The organism is Amycolatopsis sp. NBC_01307 (assembly GCF_035975215.1).
In the GTDB taxonomy this organism is placed as follows: Bacteria; Actinomycetota; Actinomycetes; order Mycobacteriales; family Pseudonocardiaceae; genus Amycolatopsis.
In genome coordinates this window covers 447,338-468,196 of the sequence record NZ_CP108403.1, presented here as the reverse complement: position 1 = coordinate 468,196, position 20,859 = coordinate 447,338, and the positions used below count along the sequence as shown (strand labels likewise).

21 protein-coding genes are annotated in these 20,859 nt (G+C 71.6%); 8 read left to right on the top strand and 13 right to left on the bottom strand.

The annotated features are described in order from the left end of the window. Nucleotides 1-8: 8 nt before the first annotated feature. Nucleotides 9-1,274 (bottom strand): amidohydrolase, encoded by a 1,266-nt coding sequence (locus tag OG439_RS02285; protein WP_326951471.1) that lies wholly within the window; start codon nt 1,272-1,274, stop codon nt 9-11. A gap of 28 nt (nt 1,275-1,302) precedes the next feature. Between OG439_RS02285 and OG439_RS02280 the strand changes: the two genes are divergently transcribed. The 4 genes from OG439_RS02280 (at nt 1,303) to OG439_RS02265 (ending at nt 6,898) form a co-directional block, all read left to right on the top strand. Beyond that, a complete protein-coding gene (locus OG439_RS02280; protein WP_326947670.1) occupies nt 1,303-2,802 on the top strand; it encodes a DUF7782 domain-containing protein in 1,500 nt (499 codons plus the stop codon). Then, nucleotides 2,799-3,224: a D-aminoacyl-tRNA deacylase gene (gene dtd, locus OG439_RS02275; RefSeq protein ID WP_326947669.1), complete on the top strand. Its 426-nt coding sequence runs from the start codon at nt 2,799-2,801 to the stop codon at nt 3,222-3,224. Before OG439_RS02280 ends, dtd begins: the two co-directional genes overlap by 4 nt. A gap of 286 nt (nt 3,225-3,510) precedes the next feature. Continuing rightward, entirely contained in the window at nt 3,511-4,539 is a 1,029-nt protein-coding gene (locus OG439_RS02270) for a sigma-70 family RNA polymerase sigma factor (RefSeq protein ID WP_326947668.1), read from the top strand. A 697-nt stretch (nt 4,540-5,236) separates the two neighbouring features. Further along, nucleotides 5,237-6,898: a fumarate hydratase gene (locus OG439_RS02265; protein WP_326947667.1), complete on the top strand. Its 1,662-nt coding sequence runs from the start codon at nt 5,237-5,239 to the stop codon at nt 6,896-6,898. Between the two features lie 130 nt (nt 6,899-7,028). Here the strand turns inward: OG439_RS02265 and OG439_RS02260 are convergent, their stop codons facing one another. The 4 genes from OG439_RS02260 to OG439_RS02245 all read right to left on the bottom strand — a co-directional run bounded on the left by OG439_RS02260 (nt 7,029) and on the right by OG439_RS02245 (nt 10,268). Beyond that, the gene (locus OG439_RS02260) at nt 7,029-7,712 is read right to left on the bottom strand and encodes a hypothetical protein (RefSeq protein WP_247063484.1); all 684 of its coding nucleotides are present in this window, start codon (nt 7,710-7,712) and stop codon (nt 7,029-7,031) included. An 85-nt stretch (nt 7,713-7,797) separates the two neighbouring features. Further along, complete coding sequence (locus OG439_RS02255) at nt 7,798-9,222, bottom strand: MFS transporter (protein ID WP_326947666.1); 1,425 nt, start codon at nt 9,220-9,222, stop codon at nt 7,798-7,800. An 84-nt stretch (nt 9,223-9,306) separates the two neighbouring features. After that, complete coding sequence (locus OG439_RS02250) at nt 9,307-9,744, bottom strand: SRPBCC family protein (protein WP_247063479.1); 438 nt, start codon at nt 9,742-9,744, stop codon at nt 9,307-9,309. A gap of 14 nt (nt 9,745-9,758) precedes the next feature. Beyond that, a complete protein-coding gene (locus tag OG439_RS02245) occupies nt 9,759-10,268 on the bottom strand; it encodes a hypothetical protein (protein ID WP_326947665.1) in 510 nt (169 codons plus the stop codon). 85 nt (nt 10,269-10,353) lie between these two features. On the opposite strand from OG439_RS02245, the gene OG439_RS02240 reads away from it, so the two are divergent. Beyond that, nucleotides 10,354-10,896, top strand: a complete 543-nt coding sequence (locus tag OG439_RS02240; RefSeq protein ID WP_326947664.1) for a MarR family winged helix-turn-helix transcriptional regulator — start codon at nt 10,354-10,356, stop codon at nt 10,894-10,896. Continuing rightward, nucleotides 10,893-11,258, top strand: coding sequence for a hypothetical protein (locus OG439_RS02235; protein ID WP_326947663.1), 366 nt, complete (start codon nt 10,893-10,895; stop codon nt 11,256-11,258). The genes OG439_RS02240 and OG439_RS02235 overlap by 4 nt, the downstream gene beginning before the upstream one ends. Nucleotides 11,259-11,354: 96 nt before the next feature. Here the strand turns inward: OG439_RS02235 and OG439_RS02230 are convergent, their stop codons facing one another. The 8 genes from OG439_RS02230 to OG439_RS02195 form a co-directional block, all read right to left on the bottom strand. Next, complete coding sequence (locus OG439_RS02230) at nt 11,355-11,888, bottom strand: hypothetical protein (protein ID WP_326947662.1); 534 nt, start codon at nt 11,886-11,888, stop codon at nt 11,355-11,357. Between the two features lie 61 nt (nt 11,889-11,949). Further along, the gene (locus tag OG439_RS02225; protein WP_326947661.1) at nt 11,950-12,747 is read right to left on the bottom strand and encodes an ABC transporter permease; all 798 of its coding nucleotides are present in this window, start codon (nt 12,745-12,747) and stop codon (nt 11,950-11,952) included. Continuing rightward, entirely contained in the window at nt 12,725-13,576 is an 852-nt protein-coding gene (locus tag OG439_RS02220) for a 2-aminoethylphosphonate ABC transporter permease subunit (protein ID WP_442792276.1), read from the bottom strand. The genes OG439_RS02225 and OG439_RS02220 overlap by 23 nt, the downstream gene beginning before the upstream one ends. After that, nucleotides 13,573-14,634: an ABC transporter ATP-binding protein gene (locus OG439_RS02215; RefSeq protein WP_326947660.1), complete on the bottom strand. Its 1,062-nt coding sequence runs from the start codon at nt 14,632-14,634 to the stop codon at nt 13,573-13,575. Before OG439_RS02215 ends, OG439_RS02220 begins: the two co-directional genes overlap by 4 nt. Then, nucleotides 14,631-15,635 carry a 2-aminoethylphosphonate ABC transporter substrate-binding protein gene (locus tag OG439_RS02210; protein WP_326947659.1) on the bottom strand — a complete coding sequence of 335 codons (1,005 nt, stop codon included), beginning with the start codon at nt 15,633-15,635 and terminating at the stop codon, nt 14,631-14,633. The genes OG439_RS02215 and OG439_RS02210 overlap by 4 nt, the downstream gene beginning before the upstream one ends. Then, a complete protein-coding gene (locus OG439_RS02205; RefSeq protein WP_326947658.1) occupies nt 15,632-16,297 on the bottom strand; it encodes an HAD family hydrolase in 666 nt (221 codons plus the stop codon). Before OG439_RS02205 ends, OG439_RS02210 begins: the two co-directional genes overlap by 4 nt. After that, nucleotides 16,294-17,412 (bottom strand): TIGR03364 family FAD-dependent oxidoreductase, encoded by a 1,119-nt coding sequence (locus OG439_RS02200; protein WP_326947657.1) that lies wholly within the window; start codon nt 17,410-17,412, stop codon nt 16,294-16,296. Before OG439_RS02200 ends, OG439_RS02205 begins: the two co-directional genes overlap by 4 nt. A 417-nt stretch (nt 17,413-17,829) precedes the next feature. Next, complete coding sequence (locus tag OG439_RS02195) at nt 17,830-18,606, bottom strand: GntR family transcriptional regulator (RefSeq protein WP_247063452.1); 777 nt, start codon at nt 18,604-18,606, stop codon at nt 17,830-17,832. 80 nt (nt 18,607-18,686) lie between these two features. Here OG439_RS02195 and OG439_RS02190 point away from each other — a divergent pair, with 80 nt between their 5' ends. Then, nucleotides 18,687-19,901 (top strand): APC family permease, encoded by a 1,215-nt coding sequence (locus OG439_RS02190; protein WP_326947656.1) that lies wholly within the window; start codon nt 18,687-18,689, stop codon nt 19,899-19,901. Between the two features lie 125 nt (nt 19,902-20,026). Beyond that, a complete protein-coding gene (locus OG439_RS02185) occupies nt 20,027-20,833 on the top strand; it encodes a S1 family peptidase (RefSeq protein WP_326947655.1) in 807 nt (268 codons plus the stop codon). The last annotated feature ends 26 nt before the right edge of the window (nt 20,834-20,859 follow it).

Genomic DNA, 20,859 nt, shown 5'->3' with positions numbered 1-20,859 from the left:
GGTGCGGCTCATGCGACACCGGGGTGGGCCAACCGGCTCAACGCGGCCGAGACGAGCGTCTCGATGCCGGTGCGCAGGGTCGGGTGCAGCACCGGGGCGAACCGCGGCGAGTGGTTGGACGGGATGTCACGCTCGAAGCGGCCTTCGGTCATCGCCGTGATCACCGTCTCCGGGTCGAACCCGCCGACCAGCCAGAACACCGACGGCGCGCCGGCCGCCCGGCCGAACTCGCTGAAGTCCTCACTGCCGGTGATCAGCGGCGCCGGCATGGTCACCTCGGGGCCGAAGTGGGCGAGGAAGACCTCGGCGAGCGCGTTGTTGGCCGCTTCGTCGTTCTCCGTGATCGGGTAGGAGCCGAACCGGACGATCTCGGGCGGCTTCGGCGCGCCGGCCGTGGCGGCTTCGCCGTTGACGATCCGTTCGACCGCGGCCAGCACGCGCTCGCGGACCGCCTGGTCGAACGACCGGACGTTGACCTCCAGGACGGCGTCGTCGGCGATCACGTTGCTCGCCGTGCCCACGTGCAGCGAGCCGACGGTGACCACGGCCGAGTCGGTCGCGGCGATCTCGCGCGAGACGATCGTCTGCAGCTTGAGCACGACGGACGCGGCCAGCACGGCCGGGTCGACGGTCGTCTCGGGGCGCGAGCCGTGGCCGCCGCGGCCGTGCAGGGTGATCCGCAGGGTGTCGGTGGCGGCCATGATCACGCCGGGGCGGGTGAGCACCCAGCCCGCCGGGCCGGGCACGAGGTGCTGGCCGAACACGACGTCGGGCTTCCCGGCGATGTCGAACAGGCCGTCGCGGACCATCGCCGACGCGCCGCCCGCGCTCTCCTCCCCCGGCTGGAACACCACGAGCAGCGTGCCGGACCAGGCGTCGCGCCCGCGCGCGAGCAGCGTCGCGGCCCCGGACAGCCAGGTGGCGTGCATGTCGTGCCCGCAGGCGTGCATGACCGGGACGTCGGTGCCGTGCTCGTCGGTGCCGCGCTCGGTGCTCGCGTACGACAGCCCGGTCTTCTCCTCGACCGGCAGCGCGTCGATGTCGGCGCGCAACTGCACCGTGGGGCCCTCGCCGTTGCGCAGCACACCCAGCACCCCGGTGCCGGCGATGCCGGTGTGCACCTCGTAGCCGTCGCGCTCCAGCCGCCGGGCCAGCTCCGCGGCCGTGCGCGTCTCGGCGAAGGAGAGCTCGGGGTGGCGGTGGAGGTCGATGTACAGCGCTTCGAGTTCGGGCAGCGCCGCGTCGAGCGGGGTGAGGACGTCTTCGAGGGTCACAGGAGCCATCGTGGCAGCATTACCCACCGTGAGCACGCGAAGCGTACTGCCCGACCTGTCCGACGACGTCTGCGCGCGGCTGCGCGAGGCCTTCCGGCGCACCTCCTACGACGCCGACGGCGTGGTGGCCGCCCTCGGCGGCGCCGCACACGCGGCGCTGGGCCGCGGCGAGCCGGAACCGGCGGACCGGGCGAGCCGGGACGCGGGTGACCTCGGCACGCTGATCCGGCTGTTCCTGCTGGGCGGGACGGAACCGGAGACCGCCGTCAAGGCCGCGTTCGCGCCGCTGACTCCGGAAGACGCCGTCGCGGCCGGCCTGCTCGACGCCGTCGCCGGCGGCTACCGCGCCGCCCTCGACGTCCGCCCGCACGGCGACGAGGAGGGCTCCTGGTGGGTCGTCTCCGACCTCGACGCCGACGTCCTCGGCGCGACCGTGCCCGAGGACCACGTGCTCGGCGTCGGGCACGCGTCGCTGTCGCTGATCCGCGCGACCACCCGCCGGCCGGTCGGCACCCTGCTCGACCTGGGCACCGGCAACGGCGTCCAGGCGCTGCACGCGACCCGGCACGCCCGGCGCGTCACCGCCACCGACGTCTCCGCGCGGGCCCTCGCGCTGGCCGCGGCGACGTTCCGGCTCAACGAGCTGGACGTCGAGCTGGTGCGCGGCGAGTGGTTCGCGCCGGTCGCGCGGCGGAAGTTCGACCAGGTCGTCTGCAACCCGCCGTTCGTGGTCGGGCCGGCGCGCGTCGACTACACCTACCGCGACTCCGGGCTGGCGGGCGACGACGCGAGCGCGCTCGTCATCCGGCAGCTGCCGGGGTTCCTGAACGACGACGGCGTCGGCCAGCTGCTGGCGTCCTGGCTGCACACCGGCACCGAGGACTGGGCCGACCGGGTGAGCCGCTGGCTGCCCGCCGAGACCGACGCCTGGTTCGTCCAGCGCGACGTCGCCGACCCGGCGCTCTACGTCGGCACGTGGCTGCGGGACGCGGGCATCGACCCGCGCTCGCCCGAAGGCCGGGTGAAGGCGGCGGCGTGGCTCGACTGGTTCGCGGCCAACGACGTCCGGGGCATCGGCTTCGGCTTCGTGACGCTGCGGCGTGCGGCCGGGCGCACACCGACCGTGGTGTGCGAGGACCTGCGGCAGGCTTACGACGACCCGCTGGGCCCGGAAGCGGCGGGCTGGCTGGACCGCGTCGAATGGCTGCGCAATTCCGGTTCCCTGCTTGATGTCCGATTTGTCGTACCCGACACCGTTTTGCTGGAAAGCGTCGAAGAACCGGGCGACGAGGGCTGGACGACGTCGATCCGGCGGCTGCACCGCACCGACGGCCCCGGCTGGCAGCACGAGGTCGACGACCTGGCCGCACGGCTGCTCGCGGGCTGCCGCGGCGCGCTGCCGCTGGAGGACCTCATCGAGCTGCTCGCGGCCGCCCAGGGCCTCGAAGCGGACGAGCTGGCCGCCGCCGCGCTGCCCGTCGTCCGGGAGCTCGTGCGGCACGGGATGCTCGTGCCGGCGGGGCGATGAGGGCGGTCGCGGCCCGCGTCACCCGGGCGGACGTGACGGTCGATGGCGCGGTGGTCGGCGCCATCACCGAACCGGGTTTGCTTGTACTGCTGGGAATCCACGTCGGCGACGACGCGGCGAAGGCCGCGACGATGGCGCGCAAATTGCACGAGTTGCGCATCCTGCGTGACGAGGAATCATGCGCCACGGTGAATGCGCCGTTGCTCGTGGTGAGCCAGTTCACGCTCTACGGCGACACGAAGAAAGGGCGCCGGCCGTCGTGGACGCAGGCCGCCCGGCCCGAGGTCGCCGAGCCGTTGGTGGACGCCGTGGTCGCTGACCTGCGCGAGCGCGGCGCGCACGTCGAAACGGGGCGTTTCGGGGCGATGATGGCAGTCTCGAGCGTGAACGACGGTCCGTTCATCGTTCTCGTAGAGGTCTAGACCACTCCGGAGCGGTTCACTTCCTGACCGAATTCTCAAGGTCTTCTCAGGTTTCCCGGACCCTGATCCTTCTCAGGAAAAGCTCAGCATTGGTGGAGCAACCGGAGCGCTCCGGCAGCCGTCTCCTTATCAGCGAGCCGGGAACGTTTTGGGAACCCGGAGCGTTGTGCCAGATGTCCAGCCAAGCCGGCCGGACCGGCGTACCGGGTTCCACAGGCCTCGGTCCGCGGGTACGCACCCGGCGTGACCCACCGCAGCACGTTCAGCCCGTGACCGGGGAGGCAGAATGTCAGTCCAGACTCTCGAACGCGAGTCGCGCGGGATTCGCGAACGTATTCCGAGCCAGTTCTCCGAGGAGCCGCCGAGCGCGGGGGCGCTCGCCGACGGCGACCTCGACGCCCCGAGCCCGGCCGCCGACCTGGTCCGCGTCTACCTCAACGGTATCGGCAAGACGGCGCTGCTGTCGGCCGCCGACGAGGTGGAGCTCGCGAAGCGCATCGAAGCCGGCGTTTTCGCCCAGCACATGCTGGACACCGGTGAAAACCTCACGACCAAGCGCCGCACGGAGATGTCCGCCCTGGTGCGTGACGGGCACGTGGCGAAGAACCACCTGCTCGAGGCCAACCTGCGCCTGGTCGTCTCGCTGGCCAAGCGGTACACCGGCCGGGGGATGCCGCTGCTGGACCTGATCCAGGAGGGGAACCTGGGCCTGATCCGCGCGGTGGAGAAGTTCGACTACTCCAAGGGGTTCAAGTTCTCGACCTACGCCACCTGGTGGATCCGGCAGGCCATCACCCGGGGCATGGCCGACCAGGGCCGCACCATCCGCCTCCCGGTCCACCTGGTGGAACAGGTCAACAAGCTCGCCCGCATCAAGCGCGACCTGCACCAGCAGCTCGGGCGGGACGCGACGCACGAAGAGCTGGCCGCGGAGTCCGGCATCCCGGCCCACAAGATCTCCGACCTGCTCGACCACTCGCGTGACCCGGTAAGCCTGGACATGCCGGTCGGCGCGGAAGAGGACGCCCCGCTCGGTGACTTCATCGAGGACTCCGAGGCGACCGACGCCGAGAGCGCCGTGATCTCCGGCCTGCTGCAGGACGACCTGCGCCGCGTGCTCGCGACGCTGGACGACCGCGAGCAGCACGTCATCCGGCTGCGCTACGGCCTGGACGACGGCCAGCCCCGCACGCTCGACCAGATCGGCAAGCACTTCGGGCTCTCCCGCGAGCGCGTCCGCCAGATCGAGCGCGAGGTCATGTCCAAGCTCCGCCAGGGCGAGCGCGCGGACCGGCTCCGCGCCTACGCCAGTTGATCCACTTACGGTGATCCACCTCGGACGGGGCGGGCCGCGCACACTGTGCGTGCCCGCCCCGTTTTCGTGCCCGAACCCGCGATTGTTCCCGCAGTTCACGGGCGCGATCGGAAAATAAGCCACCAAACTGAGGTTTCGGCCCCACATGACGTGGGTAGCAAACCTTCGCAACACCCGTTCGGCCGGATTGACTTATGACCTACGTCACGCCACTGTCGGGTGAAGGCCGGTGGGGTACGGCGACAAGCCTCGCGACTGGATGTGCACGCATCCGGGCGCTTTCCCCGGGAGGTCGGGTCCGTCGGGGTGGACCCGGCCTCCCGACCCAAACCTCAGGCGCCGGCGTCGCCCAGCTCCCAGACGGTCGCCTCGCGTACCCAGGCAGTCGGCTCGCGCACTCAGACCGTCGGCTCACGTACCCAGGCAGTCGGCTCGCCTGCTCGGCCGGTCGGCTCCCTCCGCGCCGGACCGGGCTTTCCACAGCCCTGCCGTGATGTGGACAACCAGGCCCCGGTTGCCGCTTTCCCCGGGTTTCGCCGAGCGCCCCCGATAAACTGGACAAGGGCACGCCCCCCAGGGAGGGTGGGGGCGCGATTGCGGGCCGTGGGGTGGCCCACAGTGGCCGGATGCCTCTGGGGCGTGGCCGTCGCACCTGCGTAGGGTGGACCGATCCCGGAGCTGGCAAAGGAGCCTGGCAGTGCCGTCCACCACCACTTTTCAGCACACCGAAGTCCTCCCGCTGGGCAAGGACACCACCACCGAGTACCGGCTGGTCACCGCCGAGGGCGTCGAGACCTTCGAAGCCGCCGGGCGGAAGTTCCTGAAGGTCGACCCCGCGGTGCTGACCACCCTGGCGCGCACGGCCATCACCGACATCCAGCACCTGTTGCGCACGTCACACCTGACGCAGCTGCGCGCGATCGTCGACGACCCCGAGGCGAGCGGCAACGACCGCTTCGTCGCCATGGACCTGCTCCGCAACGCCGCCATCTCGGCCGGTGGGGTGCTGCCCATGTGCCAGGACACCGGCACCGCGATCGTCATCGGCAAGCGCGGCGAAGGCGTCCTCACCGGCGGTGACGACGAGCGCGCGCTCTCGCGGGGCATCTTCGACGCCTACCAGCAGCTCAACCTGCGGTACTCGCAGATGGCGCCGGTCAACTTCTGGGACGAGCGCAACACCGGCACGAACCTGCCGGCGCAGGTCGAGCTCTACCACAAGGACGGCCAGGACGACCCGGCCTACGAGTTCCTCTTCATGGCCAAGGGCGGCGGCAGCGCCAACAAGACGTTCCTCTACCAGGAAACGAAAGCCGTCCTGAACCCGAAGCGGCTCGCCCGCTTCCTCGACGAGAAGCTCCGCAGCCTCGGCACCGCGGCCTGCCCGCCGTACCACCTCGCGATCGTCGTCGGCGGCATGTCCGCCGAGTTCAACCTGAAGGTCGCGAAGCTCGCCTCCGCGCGCTACCTCGACACCCTCCCGCAGGAGGGCTCCGAGCTCGGCCACGCCTTCCGCGACCCGAGCCTCGAGCAGCAGGTCCTGGAGATGACGCGCCAGTTCGGCATCGGCGCGCAGTTCGGCGGGAAGTACTTCTGCCACGACGTCCGCGTCATCCGGCTCCCCCGCCACGGCGCCTCGTGCCCGGTCGGCATCGCCGTCTCCTGCTCGGCCGACCGGCAGGCCAAGGCCAAGATCACCGCGGACGGCGTGTTCATCGAGCAGCTCGAACGCGACCCGGCGCGCTTCCTGCCCGAGGTCACCGAGGAGGACCTCTCCGACGACGTCGTGTCGGTCGACCTCAACCGGCCGATGGCCGAGATCCGCGCGCAGCTCTCGCAGCTGCCGGTGAAGACGCGGCTGTCGCTGTCCGGGCCGCTGGTCGTCGCCCGCGACATCGCGCACGCGAAGATCGCCGAGCGCCTCGACGCCGGCGAGGAGATGCCCGAGTACCTCAAGAACCACCCGGTGTACTACGCGGGCCCGGCGAAGACGCCGGAGGGCTACGCGTCCGGCTCGTTCGGGCCGACGACGGCCGGGCGGATGGACTCCTACGTCGCGCAGTTCCAGGCCGCGGGCGGCTCACTCGTTATGCTGGCCAAGGGAAACCGCTCGAAGCAGGTGACGTCGGCGTGCGAAGAGCACGGCGGTTTCTACCTCGGTTCGATCGGCGGCCCGGCCGCGCGGCTGGCGCAGGACTGCATCAAGAAGGTCGACGTCCTCGAGTACGCCGAGCTCGGCATGGAAGCCGTCTGGAAGATCGAGGTCGAGGACTTCCCCGCGTTCATCGTGATCGACGACAAGGGCAACGACTTCTTCGCCAGCACCGGCGATCCGGTGCTGCAGATCAGCTTCCGCTGACCCGGTAACACCCGCAACGCACGCGAAGCCCCTCCGGCCGTCCACAGTGGCCGGAGGGGCTTCGTCGCGTGATCAGGGCGGGGAAGGGAGCACCAGCCCGCCGCCAGTGCTCCCCTCCTTCCCTGCTCCCTCAGCCGACGCGCTCGATCCGCGCGCGCCGGATGAGGAACTTTCCGGGTTCCCGAACCTGTTCGAAGGCCGCGTTGTTGAGCAGCGCGCAGCTGCCCGACACCGACGTCACCGTCACGGTGGTGGACTTCGAGTTGTCGAGGTTCGTCACCTTCAGCTTGGTCCCCGCGGGGAACTGGTTGCTCGACGCCGCCGGCGCACCGGCCTCGCCCGAGAGCGTCACGGTCGAGCCGGCGCACACCACGTCGCCCGTCGCGGCACCGTTCTGGTTCTGCTGCTGCGCCGGAGCCTGCTGTGCGGGCGCCTGCTGGGCCGGGGCCTGTTGCACGGGCGCCTGCTGGGCCGGAGCCTGTTGCGCCGGGGCCGCCTGGCCGTTGTTCGCGACGACGTTCGCGGTGCACTCCGCGACCACCCGCCGTTGCTGGATGAGGTCCACCACCGCCTGGCGGTTGGCGATCCTCGCGGCCGACTGCGCGTCCGGGTTCGCCTGCTGGCCGGCGATGAAGTTCAGGTTGTTCTGCAGCGCGGTGTCGAGTCCCCCGCAGTTCTCCTTGGGTGCCTCGGCCGCGTTGCTCGCGGGGCTGCTCAGCGCGATCGCGGCCGCGGTGACGCCGGAAACGCCCAGCAGCGCGGCCAGTCCGATGGTCGCTCGCTTGCGGTGCCGACCACTACTCAACCGGGGCATGTTCCGTTCCTCTCTGATCACCACCTCATCCGGGAATACGGCCCGGTAACGAAGGTGGTTCACCGAGATGCGGGACTTTTTCGGCCTAGCTGCCCGAAGCCGAGGTCACGGGCTCGCCGAGGTGGTCCGGACCACTGACGCGCGCGGCGGTCGCCCGCGCCCACCGGCCGGTGGTGATCAACCCCAGCGCGAACACCACCACCCCGCAGCCGGCGATGATCACCCAGCCGGTGCGGCCCGTCCCCGGCGGCAGCCCGTCGCTCGAGGCGACGACCACGCCGATCACGGCCACGCCGAGGGAGATCCCGATCTGGCGGCTGGTCGAGGCGACGGCCGCGGCGAGCCCGGCGCGCTCACGCGGCATGCCGGACACCGCGGCGTTCGTGATCGGCGCGTTGAGCATGCCGAACCCGGCGCCGAAGCACACGTAACCCAGCATCAGCACGGGAATCGGGGTGGTCGGGCTGATCCCGGAGAGCACGATCCCCGACGCCGCGATCCCCGCGCCGGCGACGAGCAGCGGCAGCCGCGGCCCGCGCGCGCCGACCAGCCGGCCGGACAGCGGGGCGAACACCGCCGTCACCGCCGCCATCGGCAGCGTCAGCAGGCCCGCGTCCAGCGCGGACAGCCCGCGGGCGTCCTGCAGGTAGAGCGAGTTGAGGAACAGGAAGCCCGACAGCGCCGCGAGCCCCGTGACGGCGGTCAGCGTCGCGCCGGAGAACGGCACGCTGCGGAAGAACTTCAGGTCCAGCAACGGATCCCGGCGACGGCGTTCGTAGGGCAGCAGCACGGCCAGCGCCACCGCGGCGAGCACGAAACAGCCGATGATCTCCGGCGAACCCCAGCCGGCGCCGCGCCCTTCGATGATCCCGTAGGTGACCGACGCCAGCAGGACGATGACCAGCAGCTGCCCCACCGGGTCGAGCCGGCGCGGGTACGGGGACCGCGACTCGGGGACGAACACCGCCGTGAGCACGATCGCGGCCACCCCGACCGGGACGTTGATCCAGAAGATCGAGCGCCAGCCCGCCCAGTCGACGAGCGCGCCGCCGAGCACCGGCCCGACGGCCATGCTCAGCCCGACGACCCCGGCCCAGACGCCGATCGCGCGGGCGCGTTCGCGGGGTTCGGTGAAGATGTTGGTGACGATGGACAGCGCGACCGGGTTGAGCATCGAGCCGCCGATGGCCTGCAGCGCGCGGAACGCGACGAGCGAGCCGATGTTCGGCGCGATCCCGCACAGCAGCGAGCCGAGGCTGAACAGGGCCAGGCCGGTCTGGAACGTCCTTCGCCGGCCGATGCGGTCCGCCGTCGAGCCCGAGAGCATGAGCAAGCTGGCCAGCACGAGCGTGTAGGCGTCGATCGTCCACTGCAGACTGGACACCGACGCGCCCAGCTCGCGCCGGATCGACGGCAGCGCGAGGTTCACGATCGTGTTGTCGAGCCCGACGATGAACAGGCTCATGCAGCAGACGGCGAGGACCACCCGCCGCCGGACCGGCTGAGGCACGACGCCCCCAAACTAGTTGCAAGTGGCAATATTAAGCACTGTACAACTAATTACCGGCCGGCCCGGGTGACGCGGACCACCCGGTCAGGCCGGGAACAGCTCCGTGAGCCGGGCCAGCGTCTTCTCGATGCCCTGGGCGTTCTTGCGCGGGAACGGGCTGAGGCTGATCGCGAGCGGGAACTTCGCCGTCGACCAGTCGAACGTCTCGGTGACCTCGGTGCGGCCGCCGTCGAGGGGCTCGAGGCGCCAGCGCCAGCGGTGGCCGTTGAAGTGGCGCCACGCGATCAGGCGGCCTTCTTCGTACTCGACCACGGTGTTGAGGACCTTGTAGGACGCGCCCATCTTCATGTCCATGCCGAACTTCGTGCCGAGCGCGAGCCGGTCCGGGCCCCCCGGCTGGGGCGCCCGGACCGTGCCCGATCCGTCGATGAGCGGGTGCTGGGCCGGATCGGCCAGGAGCCCGAAGATCTTCTCCGGGGTCGTGGCGACGATCGTGGTGCGTGAGACCTGGCGGCTTCCCATCACCCGAGCCTAGATCATTTGGTCGTCTTGAGTACGACCGTGCGCTGGTCCAGCGGCGCGGCCAGCGCGACGGAGATCACCGGGAACCGGATGTCCATCGTGCACATCTGGCCGGTCTGCGCCTTCGTCTCGCTCAGGTTGACGACGACGCGGTCGCCGGCCTGCTCGGTCGCCTCGCCGAGGGCGTGGCCACAGCCGCCCTCCTGGGCGCGGATGTTGAGGATCGTGCCGCCGTTGGCCGTCCACACCTCGTGCGGGTAGCTGGCCGGCAGCGCCGCCGCGTCGACCTTGTTCGGCGGCACCGGGGTACTGCCTTCGGGCACGGTGAGCCGGGGTTTGCCCGGCGGGTTCGCCGAGGGCGCCGTCGGCAGCACCGACTCGCTCGGCGACGTCGAAACGCTGCCGGAGGGGGCTGCGGAGTCGCCGCCGGAAGCGGGCTGGCTGATGGGCATGTCCTGGCCGGCGCAGGCCGTCACCATGAAGAGGAGTGCGCCTGTCCCGACCACCTTCGCTGAGTACCTCATGCGTCCAGGACGGAACGGGTGCCGCACGGGGTTGCACGAAGATCGATGACAAATACGGAAGTACGTACTAATGTAGTGCTTCATCATGAAGGACGTAGATTTCGCTCGTGACCCTGAAGACCGGCTGTTCGACCCTCGGGTCCGGGCCGCGCTCGGCGACTTCGCCGTCGACGACGACCTCGGCCCGCTGGAAGCGGCCGCGGCCGTCCGGACGGCCGCGCGGGGCCTGGACTGGCTGCGCTCGCACGGGACGGACAGCCGCGGGCTGAGCCCGGGCGCCCTCGACGTCCTGATCCGGATCGGCGGGAGCGAGGCCGGGATCAGCATCAAGGACCTGGCCGGCGCCGCCGGGGTGAGCTCGCGGAACGTGACCGGCCTGGTCGACACGCTCGAGCGGGGCGGGCTCGCCGAGCGCGTCCCCGCCCCGGCGGACCGGCGGTCCGTGCTCGCCCGGATCACCCCGGCCGGGCGGACGTGGCTCGAGGATTTCCGGCGCCCGTCCCAGGCGGCCATGGCGGCCGTCTTCCGCGGCTTCACCCCCGGCGAAACCGCGCTGCTGCGGCACTTGTGCCTGCGTGTCGTGGAAAACCAGCACCACTTGGCCCGCTACCTGGAGGAACGGAAATGACGACCCGCGAGACTGTTCAGGCCTACCACCGGGCGAGGTTCGCCGGCGACGTGCCCGCCGCGGCCGCGCGCCTGGCCGACGCGTTCACCTTCGAGAGCCCGCTGCTCAGCGCCGACGCCGACGGTCACCTGGCCGGGCTCGCCGGCTTCCTCCAGGTGGTCTCGGGCGTGGAGATGATCAGCGAGCTGTACGGCGAATCGGAGGCCACGCTCGTCTACGACGTCCACACAGCGACGCCGGTGGGCACACAACGCACGGCGGAGCACTTCCGTCTCCAGGACGGCCGGATCGAGTCGATCACGCTGATCTTCGACGCCACCCGCTGGCACCCGATCATGGCCGCGGCCACTCACCCCGCGTGAGCCAAACCCGCCACTTTCGCTAGGAAAGATGCGGGTTTGCGCGGGGTGAGGCGACACGTTCGTGGGGGCGTGCGCTTTCGGGTGATGTCGGGGGCGTCAGCCTTGGCGGAGGACGACCGTGCGGGTGCCGAGGGGCGCGGCCAGCGCCAGCGGGATGCTGATCTCTTTGATGTAGTCCGGGCACATCTGGCCCTTCGTCCCGGACGTCACCGCGATCAGCACGACCACCTGCGCCGCGCTCTGCTCGCCGACCCGGGCCGAGACGCGGCGGCAGCCGCCCTCCTCGGCGCCCAGCAGCACCGTCTTGCCGTCCAGGCTGCGGGTCAGCGTGCGGGGGTAGCCCTCCGGCAGCCCCCGCGCGTCGACCTGCGTCTCGGCGATGACGTCGTCACCCGGGGCGATGCCCTGCGTCGGGCGGCCGACCGTGCCCGGGGGCGGCGGGTCGAACGTCGGCGTCACAGTGCCCGGCACGGTCGGTGCCGTCGTCGGCGTCTCCGGCCCGGTACTGCTGACCGGCGGCGGAGTGGCCGAAGAGGCCGAGGGAGCCCCGGCCCCGGTCGAAGAAGCACCGCACGCCGTCATCGTGAGCAGCAGCAGGCCCGTCCCCAGCAGTTTCACCGCGTTGCGCATACGTCCAGGACGGAACGCGGGGTCGTCTGGTTGCACGGCGCCTCCCAAACGGCCCGGAACGTCACCGATGGGCGGCTCGTCCCCGGACCAGGCCGAGCAGGCTCACCCCGGCCAGCGTCACCACCAGCAGCAGCACCGTCGCCGCCGAAGCCAGGAACACCTGGCCGCGGTCGGTCAGCGCGAAGATGCTCGCCGGGAGCGTGCGCCAGTCCGGCGGGTACAGCATCATCGTCGCGCCCAGCTCCCCCATCGACATCGCCAGCGCGAGGCTCGCCGACGCCGTCATCGCCGGCAGCAGCACCGGGACGCGCACCCGCAGCAGCACCCGCGCCGGCGACGCGCCGAGCGACGCCGCGGCCTGCGCGAGCTGCGGGTCGACGCGGGCGAGCGCCGCCGAGACCGTGCTGTAGGCGAACGGCAGCAGGATCAGCAGGTGCCCGAGCAGCACGATCCACCGCGTCCCGTTGAACGCCAGCGGCGGCCGGCTGAACGCGACCAGCAGCGCCAGGCCGAGCACCACCGACGGCACCGCGATCGGCAGGTGGAACACTGTGTCGGTGAGCCGCCGCAGCCGTCGCGGCGCGGTCTCCGCCGCCAGCGCGGCCCACGTGCCGAGCAGCACCGCCGCCGCGCCCGCGAGCACGCCCGTCTGGACGCTGACCGCCAGGCTCGCGAACGTCTCCCCCGACAACGCCTCCGTGTAGTGGCCGAGGGTGAACCCGCCCGGCAGCACGCCGGTCCAGTGCCCGGCGAACGACGCGAGCACGATCATCACCAGCAGCGCCGCGACGACCACCGCGAACAGCACGCCGAACACCAGCCACAGCAGCGCTTTGCTACGCCGCGTCCACAGCAGCACCGCGTCTCCTTCCCAGCACCCGATAACTCCCGTACAGCAGCAGGGAGATCGCGACGTCGACCAGCGCGACGACGCTCGCCGCCGGGAAGTCGAACGTGACGATCCCCTTGCCGTACACCAGCATCGGCAACGTCGTGACGCCCTTGGCGCCGAGGAACAGCACGATGCCGAACTCGTTCAGCGCCAGCAGCAGCGTCAGGCACGCACCCGAGGCCAGCGACGGCAGCGCCGCTGGCAGCACTACCCGCCACAGCACCCGGCCGGGACGCGCGCCCAGCGCCGCCGCGACGTCCAGCTGCACGCCCGGGACCTGGCTGAACGCCGCGAGCGCCGGCCGCATCACGAACGGCGTGTAGAAGGTGATCTCGGCCAGCAGCACACCCCACGGCGAGTACAGGAACCCGCCGGCGCCGAAGACGCCCGCGCTGCCGTAGAGGAACGTGAACGCCAGCGCGATGAGGAACGACGGGAACGCCAGCACGGTGTCGACCAGCCGCGACAGCGTCCGCGCCCCGGGGAACGGGACGAACGCGACGACCAGCGCGAAGAACGTGCCGAGCAGCACGCAGCCGGTGGTCGCGCCCAGCGCCAGCAGCACGGTCTGCCACGCCGCGTCCTGGAACTCCGCGGAGCCGAGCACCTCGGCCCACTTCGCCAGCCCGAAGCCGTTGTCCGTGGTGAGCGACTGCCCGGCCACCAGGACCAGCGGGTACCCGAAGAAGACGGCCACAACCACCAGTGGCGGCAGCAGCCACAGACCCCGTCGTGAGTGGGAAACAGTGTTAGAACACTGTTTCCCACTCACGACCGCCAGCGCGACGCCGCTCATGCGCCGACCCCGACCAGCGGGCAGCCGTCCGGAATGGACACTCCCACCGGGGTGCCCACCGCCAGCCCGGCGACGTCCGGGACCTCCGCGCGGATCGTGCCGCCCGTCGCCGCCAGTTCCAGGTCCAGGCGGTAGCCGGTGCCGCGCCACTGGACCGCGCGGACCAGCGCCGGGAGCGTGTCCGCGCCGGGTTCGCCGACGCCGACGCGGTGCGGGCGCACCCCGAGCGCCACCGGCTGCCCGGGGCTCAGCGCGCCGGTCGGTTCGGCGGTCAGCACCCGCTCGCCGAGCCGGACGGTCGACGGCGTCCCGGCGTGGATGACCTCGACCGGGATGAGGTTGGCCGCGCCGAGGAAGCTCGCGGTGAACCCGTCGGCCGGGCGCCGGTAGAGCTGTTCGCACGGGCCGGTCTCGACCAGCCGGGAGTCGCGCATGACGGCGATCCGGTCGGCCAGCGCGAGGGCCTCGCCCTGGTCGTGGGTGACGTAGACCAGCGTAGTGTCCGGCAGTTCGGCGCGCAGCCGCAGCAGCTCCGCGATCATGTCCTCGCGCAGCGCGGCGTCCAATGCGGACAGTGGCTCGTCGAGCAGCAGGACGTCCGGCCGGATGGCGAGGGCCCTGGCGAGCGCGACCCGCTGCTGCTGCCCGCCCGACAGCTCGCGCGGGTACCGCCGGGCGTAGGCGCCCATGCCGACGAGGTCGAGGACCTCGGCGACGCGCGCCGCGACCTCGGCACGCGGGGCCCGGCGCGCGTTCAGTCCGAAAGCGACGTTCGCGGCGACGCGCATATGGGGGAACAGCGCGTAACTCTGCACGACGACGCCGAGGCCGCGCCGGTGCGGCGGCAGGTCGGTGACGTCCTGCCCGGCCAGGAACACCCGACCCGAGCTGGGCCGCACGAACCCGGCCAGCGCCTTGAGCGCCGTCGACTTGCCGGAGCCGGACGGCCCGAGCAGGGCCAGCGTCTCGCCGCGGGCCACGGCGAGGTTCAGCGAGTCCAGCGCCGTCGTCCGTCCGAAGTGGACGGAGACGTCGCGGAACTCGACCGCCGGGGTCATCGGCCGACGGCCTTCTTGTACGCGGCGATGTCGGCGTCGAGCTTGCCGAGCACGGTGGTCCAGTCCGGCTGCCAGATGTCGACGCCCTGCAGCGCGGCCGTGATCTTGCCGGCGTTGGCGCCGGTCGCCGTGACGTCGGCGCGGGCGGGGATGCCGAACGCGTCGGCGGTCTTGGCCTGGACCGCGGGCGAGAGCAGGAAGTCGAGGAGCTTCTTCGCCTCGTCCGCGTGCGGCGCGTTCGCGACGAGCCCGGCGTAGTAGGGCAGCGCGAACGTCGAGCGCTTGCCCTGGGCGTCGGCCGGGAAGAAGACGTCGAAGCCGCCGCTCTTGGCGATCTCGGCGAGGTTCATCTGGACGTCGCCGTTGGCCACGAGCAGCTCGCCCTTGGCCACCTTCGGCTGCAGCTTGCCGGTGGACGACGACGGCCCGGCGTTGTTCGCCTCCAGCTTGCCGAGGTAGTCGAGCGCGCCCTGCGCCCCCAGCACGTGCTGGAGCTGCAGCAGGACCGCGGTGCCGTCGCCGGCCTCACCGGGCGTCGAGTACTGGACCTTGCCCTTGAGCTTCGGGTCGAGCAGGTCGTCCCAGGTCTTCGGGGTGGCGCCCGGGTTGCGGATGAAGCTGAGGTAGTTGTTCATCATCGCGAAGTAACGGCCCTGCGGGTCCTTGTCCGCCACCTTGTCGCCGCCCGCCGGGGTGTACGGCTGCAGGAGACCGGCGACGCGCTGGATGAACGGCGGCAGCGTGACGAGGACGTCGGCCTTGGTGTTGGCCTTCTCCTTTTCGACGCGTGAGGCGACCTCGCCGGAGCCGGCCGTCACGGCCTCCACGGTGATCCCGGTCTGCTGCTTGAACTCGGCGAACCGGGCGGTGTACCAGTCTTCCAGTCCGTCCACTGTGTACACGGTGACGGTCTTGCCGCCGGCGGACGCGGCGCCGGTGCCACCGCAGGCGGCGAGCAGGCCGGTCAGCGCCACGGCGAGCACGGCGATGGTCTTTCTCATCGGTTTTCTCCTAGCACGGCGGGAAGTTCGCGAACGGAATCGAGGACGTGGGTGGCTTCGAGGAGGTCTTCGCGGCGGCCCGCGCCGGTGAGGACGCCGGCGACGACCGACGCGCCCGCGCGGCGGCCGCACAGGACGTCGGACGCGGTGTCGCCGACGACGGCGACGTGGCGCACGTCGGTGACTTCGAGCCGCAGCGCGGCGGTGAGGACGAGGTCGGGGAACGGGCGGCCGCGCACGCCGTCGCCGGGGGCGAGCGCGAGGTCGGCGAGGTCGCGCCAGCCGAGCGCGTCGAGGATGGCCAGCTGGGTCACCGGGGCGAAGCCGGTGGTGAAGGCGACCTTGACGCCGTCCTCGCGCAGGCCGCGGACGACGTCTTCGGCGCCGTCGATCGGGGTGCACGCGCCGCCGCGCACGAGGTCGCCGTACGCGCCTTCGAACGCCGCATTGGCTTGCTGTGCAAGGGTTTCGTCGTCGAGCAGGGCGCGGAAGACGGTGATCTTCGACTGGCCCATGGTGTCGACGACGTACTCGAGCATGTCCGGGTAGCGCTCATCGGGCACGCCGATGGCGCGGATCGCTTCGGTGAAGGCGCGCACGACGAGGCCGTCGTCCGCGACGGTCGTGCCGGCCATGTCCAGGACGACGAGTTCGGTGGTCACAGGTTCAGCTCCTCGGCGGTGTCCTCGGCGATGGCGGGGGCGCAGGTCATGCCGCGGCCGCCCGGTCCGGTGACGAGCCAGGCGTTGCCCGCGACGCGCTCCCGGTGCACGATCCGCCCGGTGTCGGTGGTCTGCGCGTAGACGCCGGCCCAGCGGCGCCGGACGCGCGGCAGCGGCCGCCCGAGCAGCGCCGACGCGACGTCGGCGAGGTGCTCGTACGGGTCTTCGGCGACGTCGAAGGCGAACGGCTCGTCGTACTCGTGGGTGTCGCCGATGGTGAGGGAGCCGTCGAGCCGCTGGACGAGCAGCAGCTGCATGCGGTGTTCCGCCGCGACGTCCCCCTGCGGCTGCGTCCCCGCCAGCGTGTCGAGGGCCGGGCCGCGGTAGGCGGGGTAGTAGCGGAAGCTGTCACCGTCGGCGACACTGGTGGTCAGCTCCTCGCCGAGCGGCTCGGTCTGCGCCATCTGCAGCCGCACCTTGCGCACCGGCGGCTCGCCGGCCAGCTCGCGCACGAGCCCGCCGGTCCACGCGCCGGTGCAGAAGACGACGACGTCACCGTCGTGCCGCTCCCCCCGGTCGTCGACGACGCCGGTGGCGGTCAGGTGCCGGACCTCCCGGCCGGGCCGCCAGGTGTAGCGGCCACTGCGCTCGAGTTCGGCACGCAGGGCGGGCTGGGCGACGCGGGGTTCGACGGCGGCGTCTCGATCGCACCAGAGCGCGCCGAGGAAGTCGCCGCGCAGAGCCGGATTCAGGTCTTTGGCTTCGGCGGCGTCGAGCAGCTTGTACCCGCGATCGGCGGCTTCCGCACCCGCGGCCACCTCCTGCGCCACGGCGAGTTCGGCCGCGGTCCGGACGACGGTCAGCGAGCCGTTCGCACGGAAGCCGAGCCCCGGGACGCGCTCGCCGATCCGCTCCCACAGCGCCCGCGCCCGCAGCGCGGTGTCCAGTTCGGCGCCGGTGGCCCGGCCCCCGACCCAGACCAGGCCGAAGTTGCGCACGGACGCGCCCCGGGCCTCGGGTTCACGTTCGAGCTGGACGACGTCGTGGCCGCGTTCGACGGCCTGCCAGGCGTGCAGCGTGCCGAGCACGCCACCGCCCACGATGAGGATTCGCACGCCGCACACGCTCGCGGCCACGCGCCAACGGCGCCTGTCCCGACGGCGAACACAACGTGAAGCGCCACCGAATATTGGACCGGATGAGTTACCGTTCTGTTATCTTGACGCTGGCGAGCCCAGCGAGCGCCGGAAGATGTCGAGCAGCCGCGTCAGGCTCACCGGAAAGAACATCGCTCAAGCCGGTTGTCCACAGGCACGCCGTGATGTGGACAGCGAGGCCCGGCAGCGCACATATCCGGCTTCTCGTCGGATGCTCCCGATACGATGGACTGGGGCCGCCCCCCGGAGAGGGTGGGGGACGTTCTAGGGGGGCACGGCTGCTGCGAACTCGCGTGGGTGCGGCCGACTTCGATCGGCGGGCCTCCGCGCAGGACAGCCGCCCGAGCGACGCAGCAGGTCACTCCACGCGGCAGATCAGTCCACGCGGCCCAGGCGGGTCATGAAGCTCAGCCGGTCGCCGCGGTACAGCGAGCGGACTCGCTCGAACGGGGCGCCGTCCGGGCCCCATGACACGCGGTGCATCAGCAGCATCGGCAGGGCCGGGTTCGTCCCGATCAGCAGCGCCTCGCGCGGGGTCGCGAGCACCGTCTCGACCCGCTCCTCGGCGCCGTCGAAGACCACGCCGAGCCGCTGGCTCAAGCACGCGTACAGGGACTGCTCCGGGTCGAAGACGTCCATCAGCGTCGGAAACCGGGACGCGAGGAGATAAGTCGACTCCAGGCCGACGCGCTCCTCGTCGGCCAGCAGGACGCGCTCGATGTGGATCACCTCGGCGTCCGACGTGACCTGCAGGTCGGCCGCCAGCGCACTGCCGGCGACGCGCCGCTCCAGCGTCACCACGTTGCGGCCGGGGCGGATGCCCTGGCGCCGCAGGCCCTCGGTGTAGCTGACCAGGGCCAGCGGCTGGATGAGCTTCGGGCCGGCGACGTACGTGCCGCTCCCCTGCCGCCGGCTGAGCTTGCCTTCGAGGACCAGCTCGCTGACCGCCTGCCGCACCGTCGCCCGCGACACCTCGAACCGCTCGCACAGTTCCCGTTCCGTGGGCAGCACCGAGCCTTCGCCGAGTTCCGCGATCACCGCCAGCAGTTCGACTTTGACCGCGTAGTAACGCGGGACACGGCCGTGCTCGGGAATCCCGTCGAGCACGGGACCGTCGGCGGACAGGCGGGAATAACGCGAAGGGGCAGGCACGGAATCGACCCTATTGCCTCACGCCGACGCCGTGGTTGGCTGTGGCGCGTAACACGGCCGACACACGGAGGATCACCCGGATGCGCCCGGCACCGCTGACTCGCCGGCTCGGCCTCGCCGACGCCGTTTTCCTGGGCCTGGGCTCGATGATCGGCGCCGGCGTGTTCGCCGCGTTCGCGCCGGCGGCGCACGCCGCGGGGGCCGGGCTGCTGCCCGCGCTGGTCGTCGCGGCCGTCGTCGCGTACTGCAATGCGACGTCTTCCGCGCGGCTCGCGGCGATTCATCCGGAATCCGGCGGAACCTACGTATACGGCCGGGAAAGGCTCGGTGAATTCTGGGGCTACCTCGCCGGCTGGGGATTCGTCACCGGCAAGACGGCCAGTTGCGCGGCGATGGCGCTGACCGTCGTCGCGTACGCCGCACCCGGGCTCGGGTCGCCGTGGCGGAGCCTCCTCGCCGTCGCGGTGGTCGCCGCGCTCACGGCCGTCAACTACTTCGGCGTCCACCGCTCGGCGCTGGCGACGCGGGTGATCGTGACGGGCACGCTGCTCGTGCTCACCGTCGCGGCGGTGATGATGAGTGCCGGGCCGCACGCGGGCGGGCCGCTCGTCGCCTGGCCCGGCACCGGCGGGATCCTCGAAGCGGCCGGACTGCTCTTCTTCGCCTTCGCGGGCTACGCGCGGCTCGCGACGCTCGGTGAGGAGGTCCGCGACCCGGCTCGCACCATTCCGCGCGCCATCCCGATCGCCCTGGGCGTCACCCTGGTCGTCTACGCCGCGCTCGCGGTGCTGCTGCTCGTCCGGCTCGGCCCGGCCGCGCTCGCCGCGAGCCCGGACCCGATCGCGGCCGCCGTCCCGGGCTGGTTCGCGCCGGTTGTCCGCGTCGGCGCGACGCTGGCGGCGCTCGGTTCGCTGCTCGCGCTCGTCCTCGGCGTCTCGCGCACGACCCTGGCGATGAGCCGCGACGGCCACCTCCCCCGGTTCCTCGCCGCGGTGCACCCGCGCTACGGCGTGCCGCACCGGGCCGAACTGGCCGTCGGGCTGGTCGTCGCCGTGCTCGCGGCGACGCTCGACCTGCGTGCCGCGATCGGCTTCTCGTCCTTCGCCGTCCTGAGCTACTACGCGGTCGCGAACGCGGCGGCGCTGACGCTGCGGTCGTCACGCTGGGTCGCCGTGCTCGGTCTGGCGGGATGCGTGGTGCTGGCCTTCAGCCTGCCCTGGACGTCGGTGCTGATCGGCGGTGGCGTGCTGGTGCTGGGCGCGTCGGCCTACGGCGTTCGCCGGATGCGCCGGTGAGAAATCACCCAACCGCCCGAAACATCCGAAGAAAGTCGGTTGTCCGGGTGTGCGGACACCTGGTGTAGTCGTGGGGCCGCCGTCGGCAACCGCTTCCTTTGTGGACACTGGAAGGACTGATCCCCTTGGCTCCCAAGCGCTGGTTCACCCTGCTCAGAAACGTCACCACCGCCGTAGCGGCCGTCGCCGCGGCCGCGTCGTTCGCCACCCCGGCGATCGCCACCGCCGCCCAGCCGCCGTCCACCGACGTCGTCGGCGGGACCCGGGCCGCCCAGGGCGAATTCCCGTTCATGGTGCGGCTTTCCATGGGCTGTGGCGGCGCGCTCTACACCAATCAGATCGTGCTGACGGCCGCGCACTGCGTCAGCCGCACCGGCTCGAACACGTCGATCACCGCGACGGTCGGCGTGGTCGACCTCAACAGCACGAGCGCCAAGAAGATCAAGTCGACCTACGTCTACCAGTCCCCCACCTACGGCAGCTCGACCGGCGGCGACTGGGCGCTGATCAAGCTCGCGAGCCCGGTCACCGGCCTCTCGACGCTGCCGATCGCGTCGACGTCGACCTACAACACCGGCACGTTCACCGTGGCCGGCTGGGGCGCGGCGACCGAGGGTGGCGCGCAGCAGCGTTACCTGCTGAAGGCGACCGTCCCGTTCGTGGCCGACAGCACCTGCGCCGCCCAGGGCGGCAGCTACCCCGACCTGATCCCGAGCGCGGAGATCTGCGCGGGCAACCTGAGCGCGGGCGGCGTCGACACCTGCCAGGGTGACTCCGGCGGCCCGATGTTCCGCCGGGACAACAACAACGCCTGGATCCAGGTCGGCATCGTCAGCTGGGGTGACGGCTGCGCCCGGCCGCACGCCCCCGGCGTCTACACCGAGGTGAGCACGTTCGCGTCGAAGATCGCCGCGGCCGCCGCTTCGCTGTAGCTTCCCCGAAGTCCGTGAATGCCACA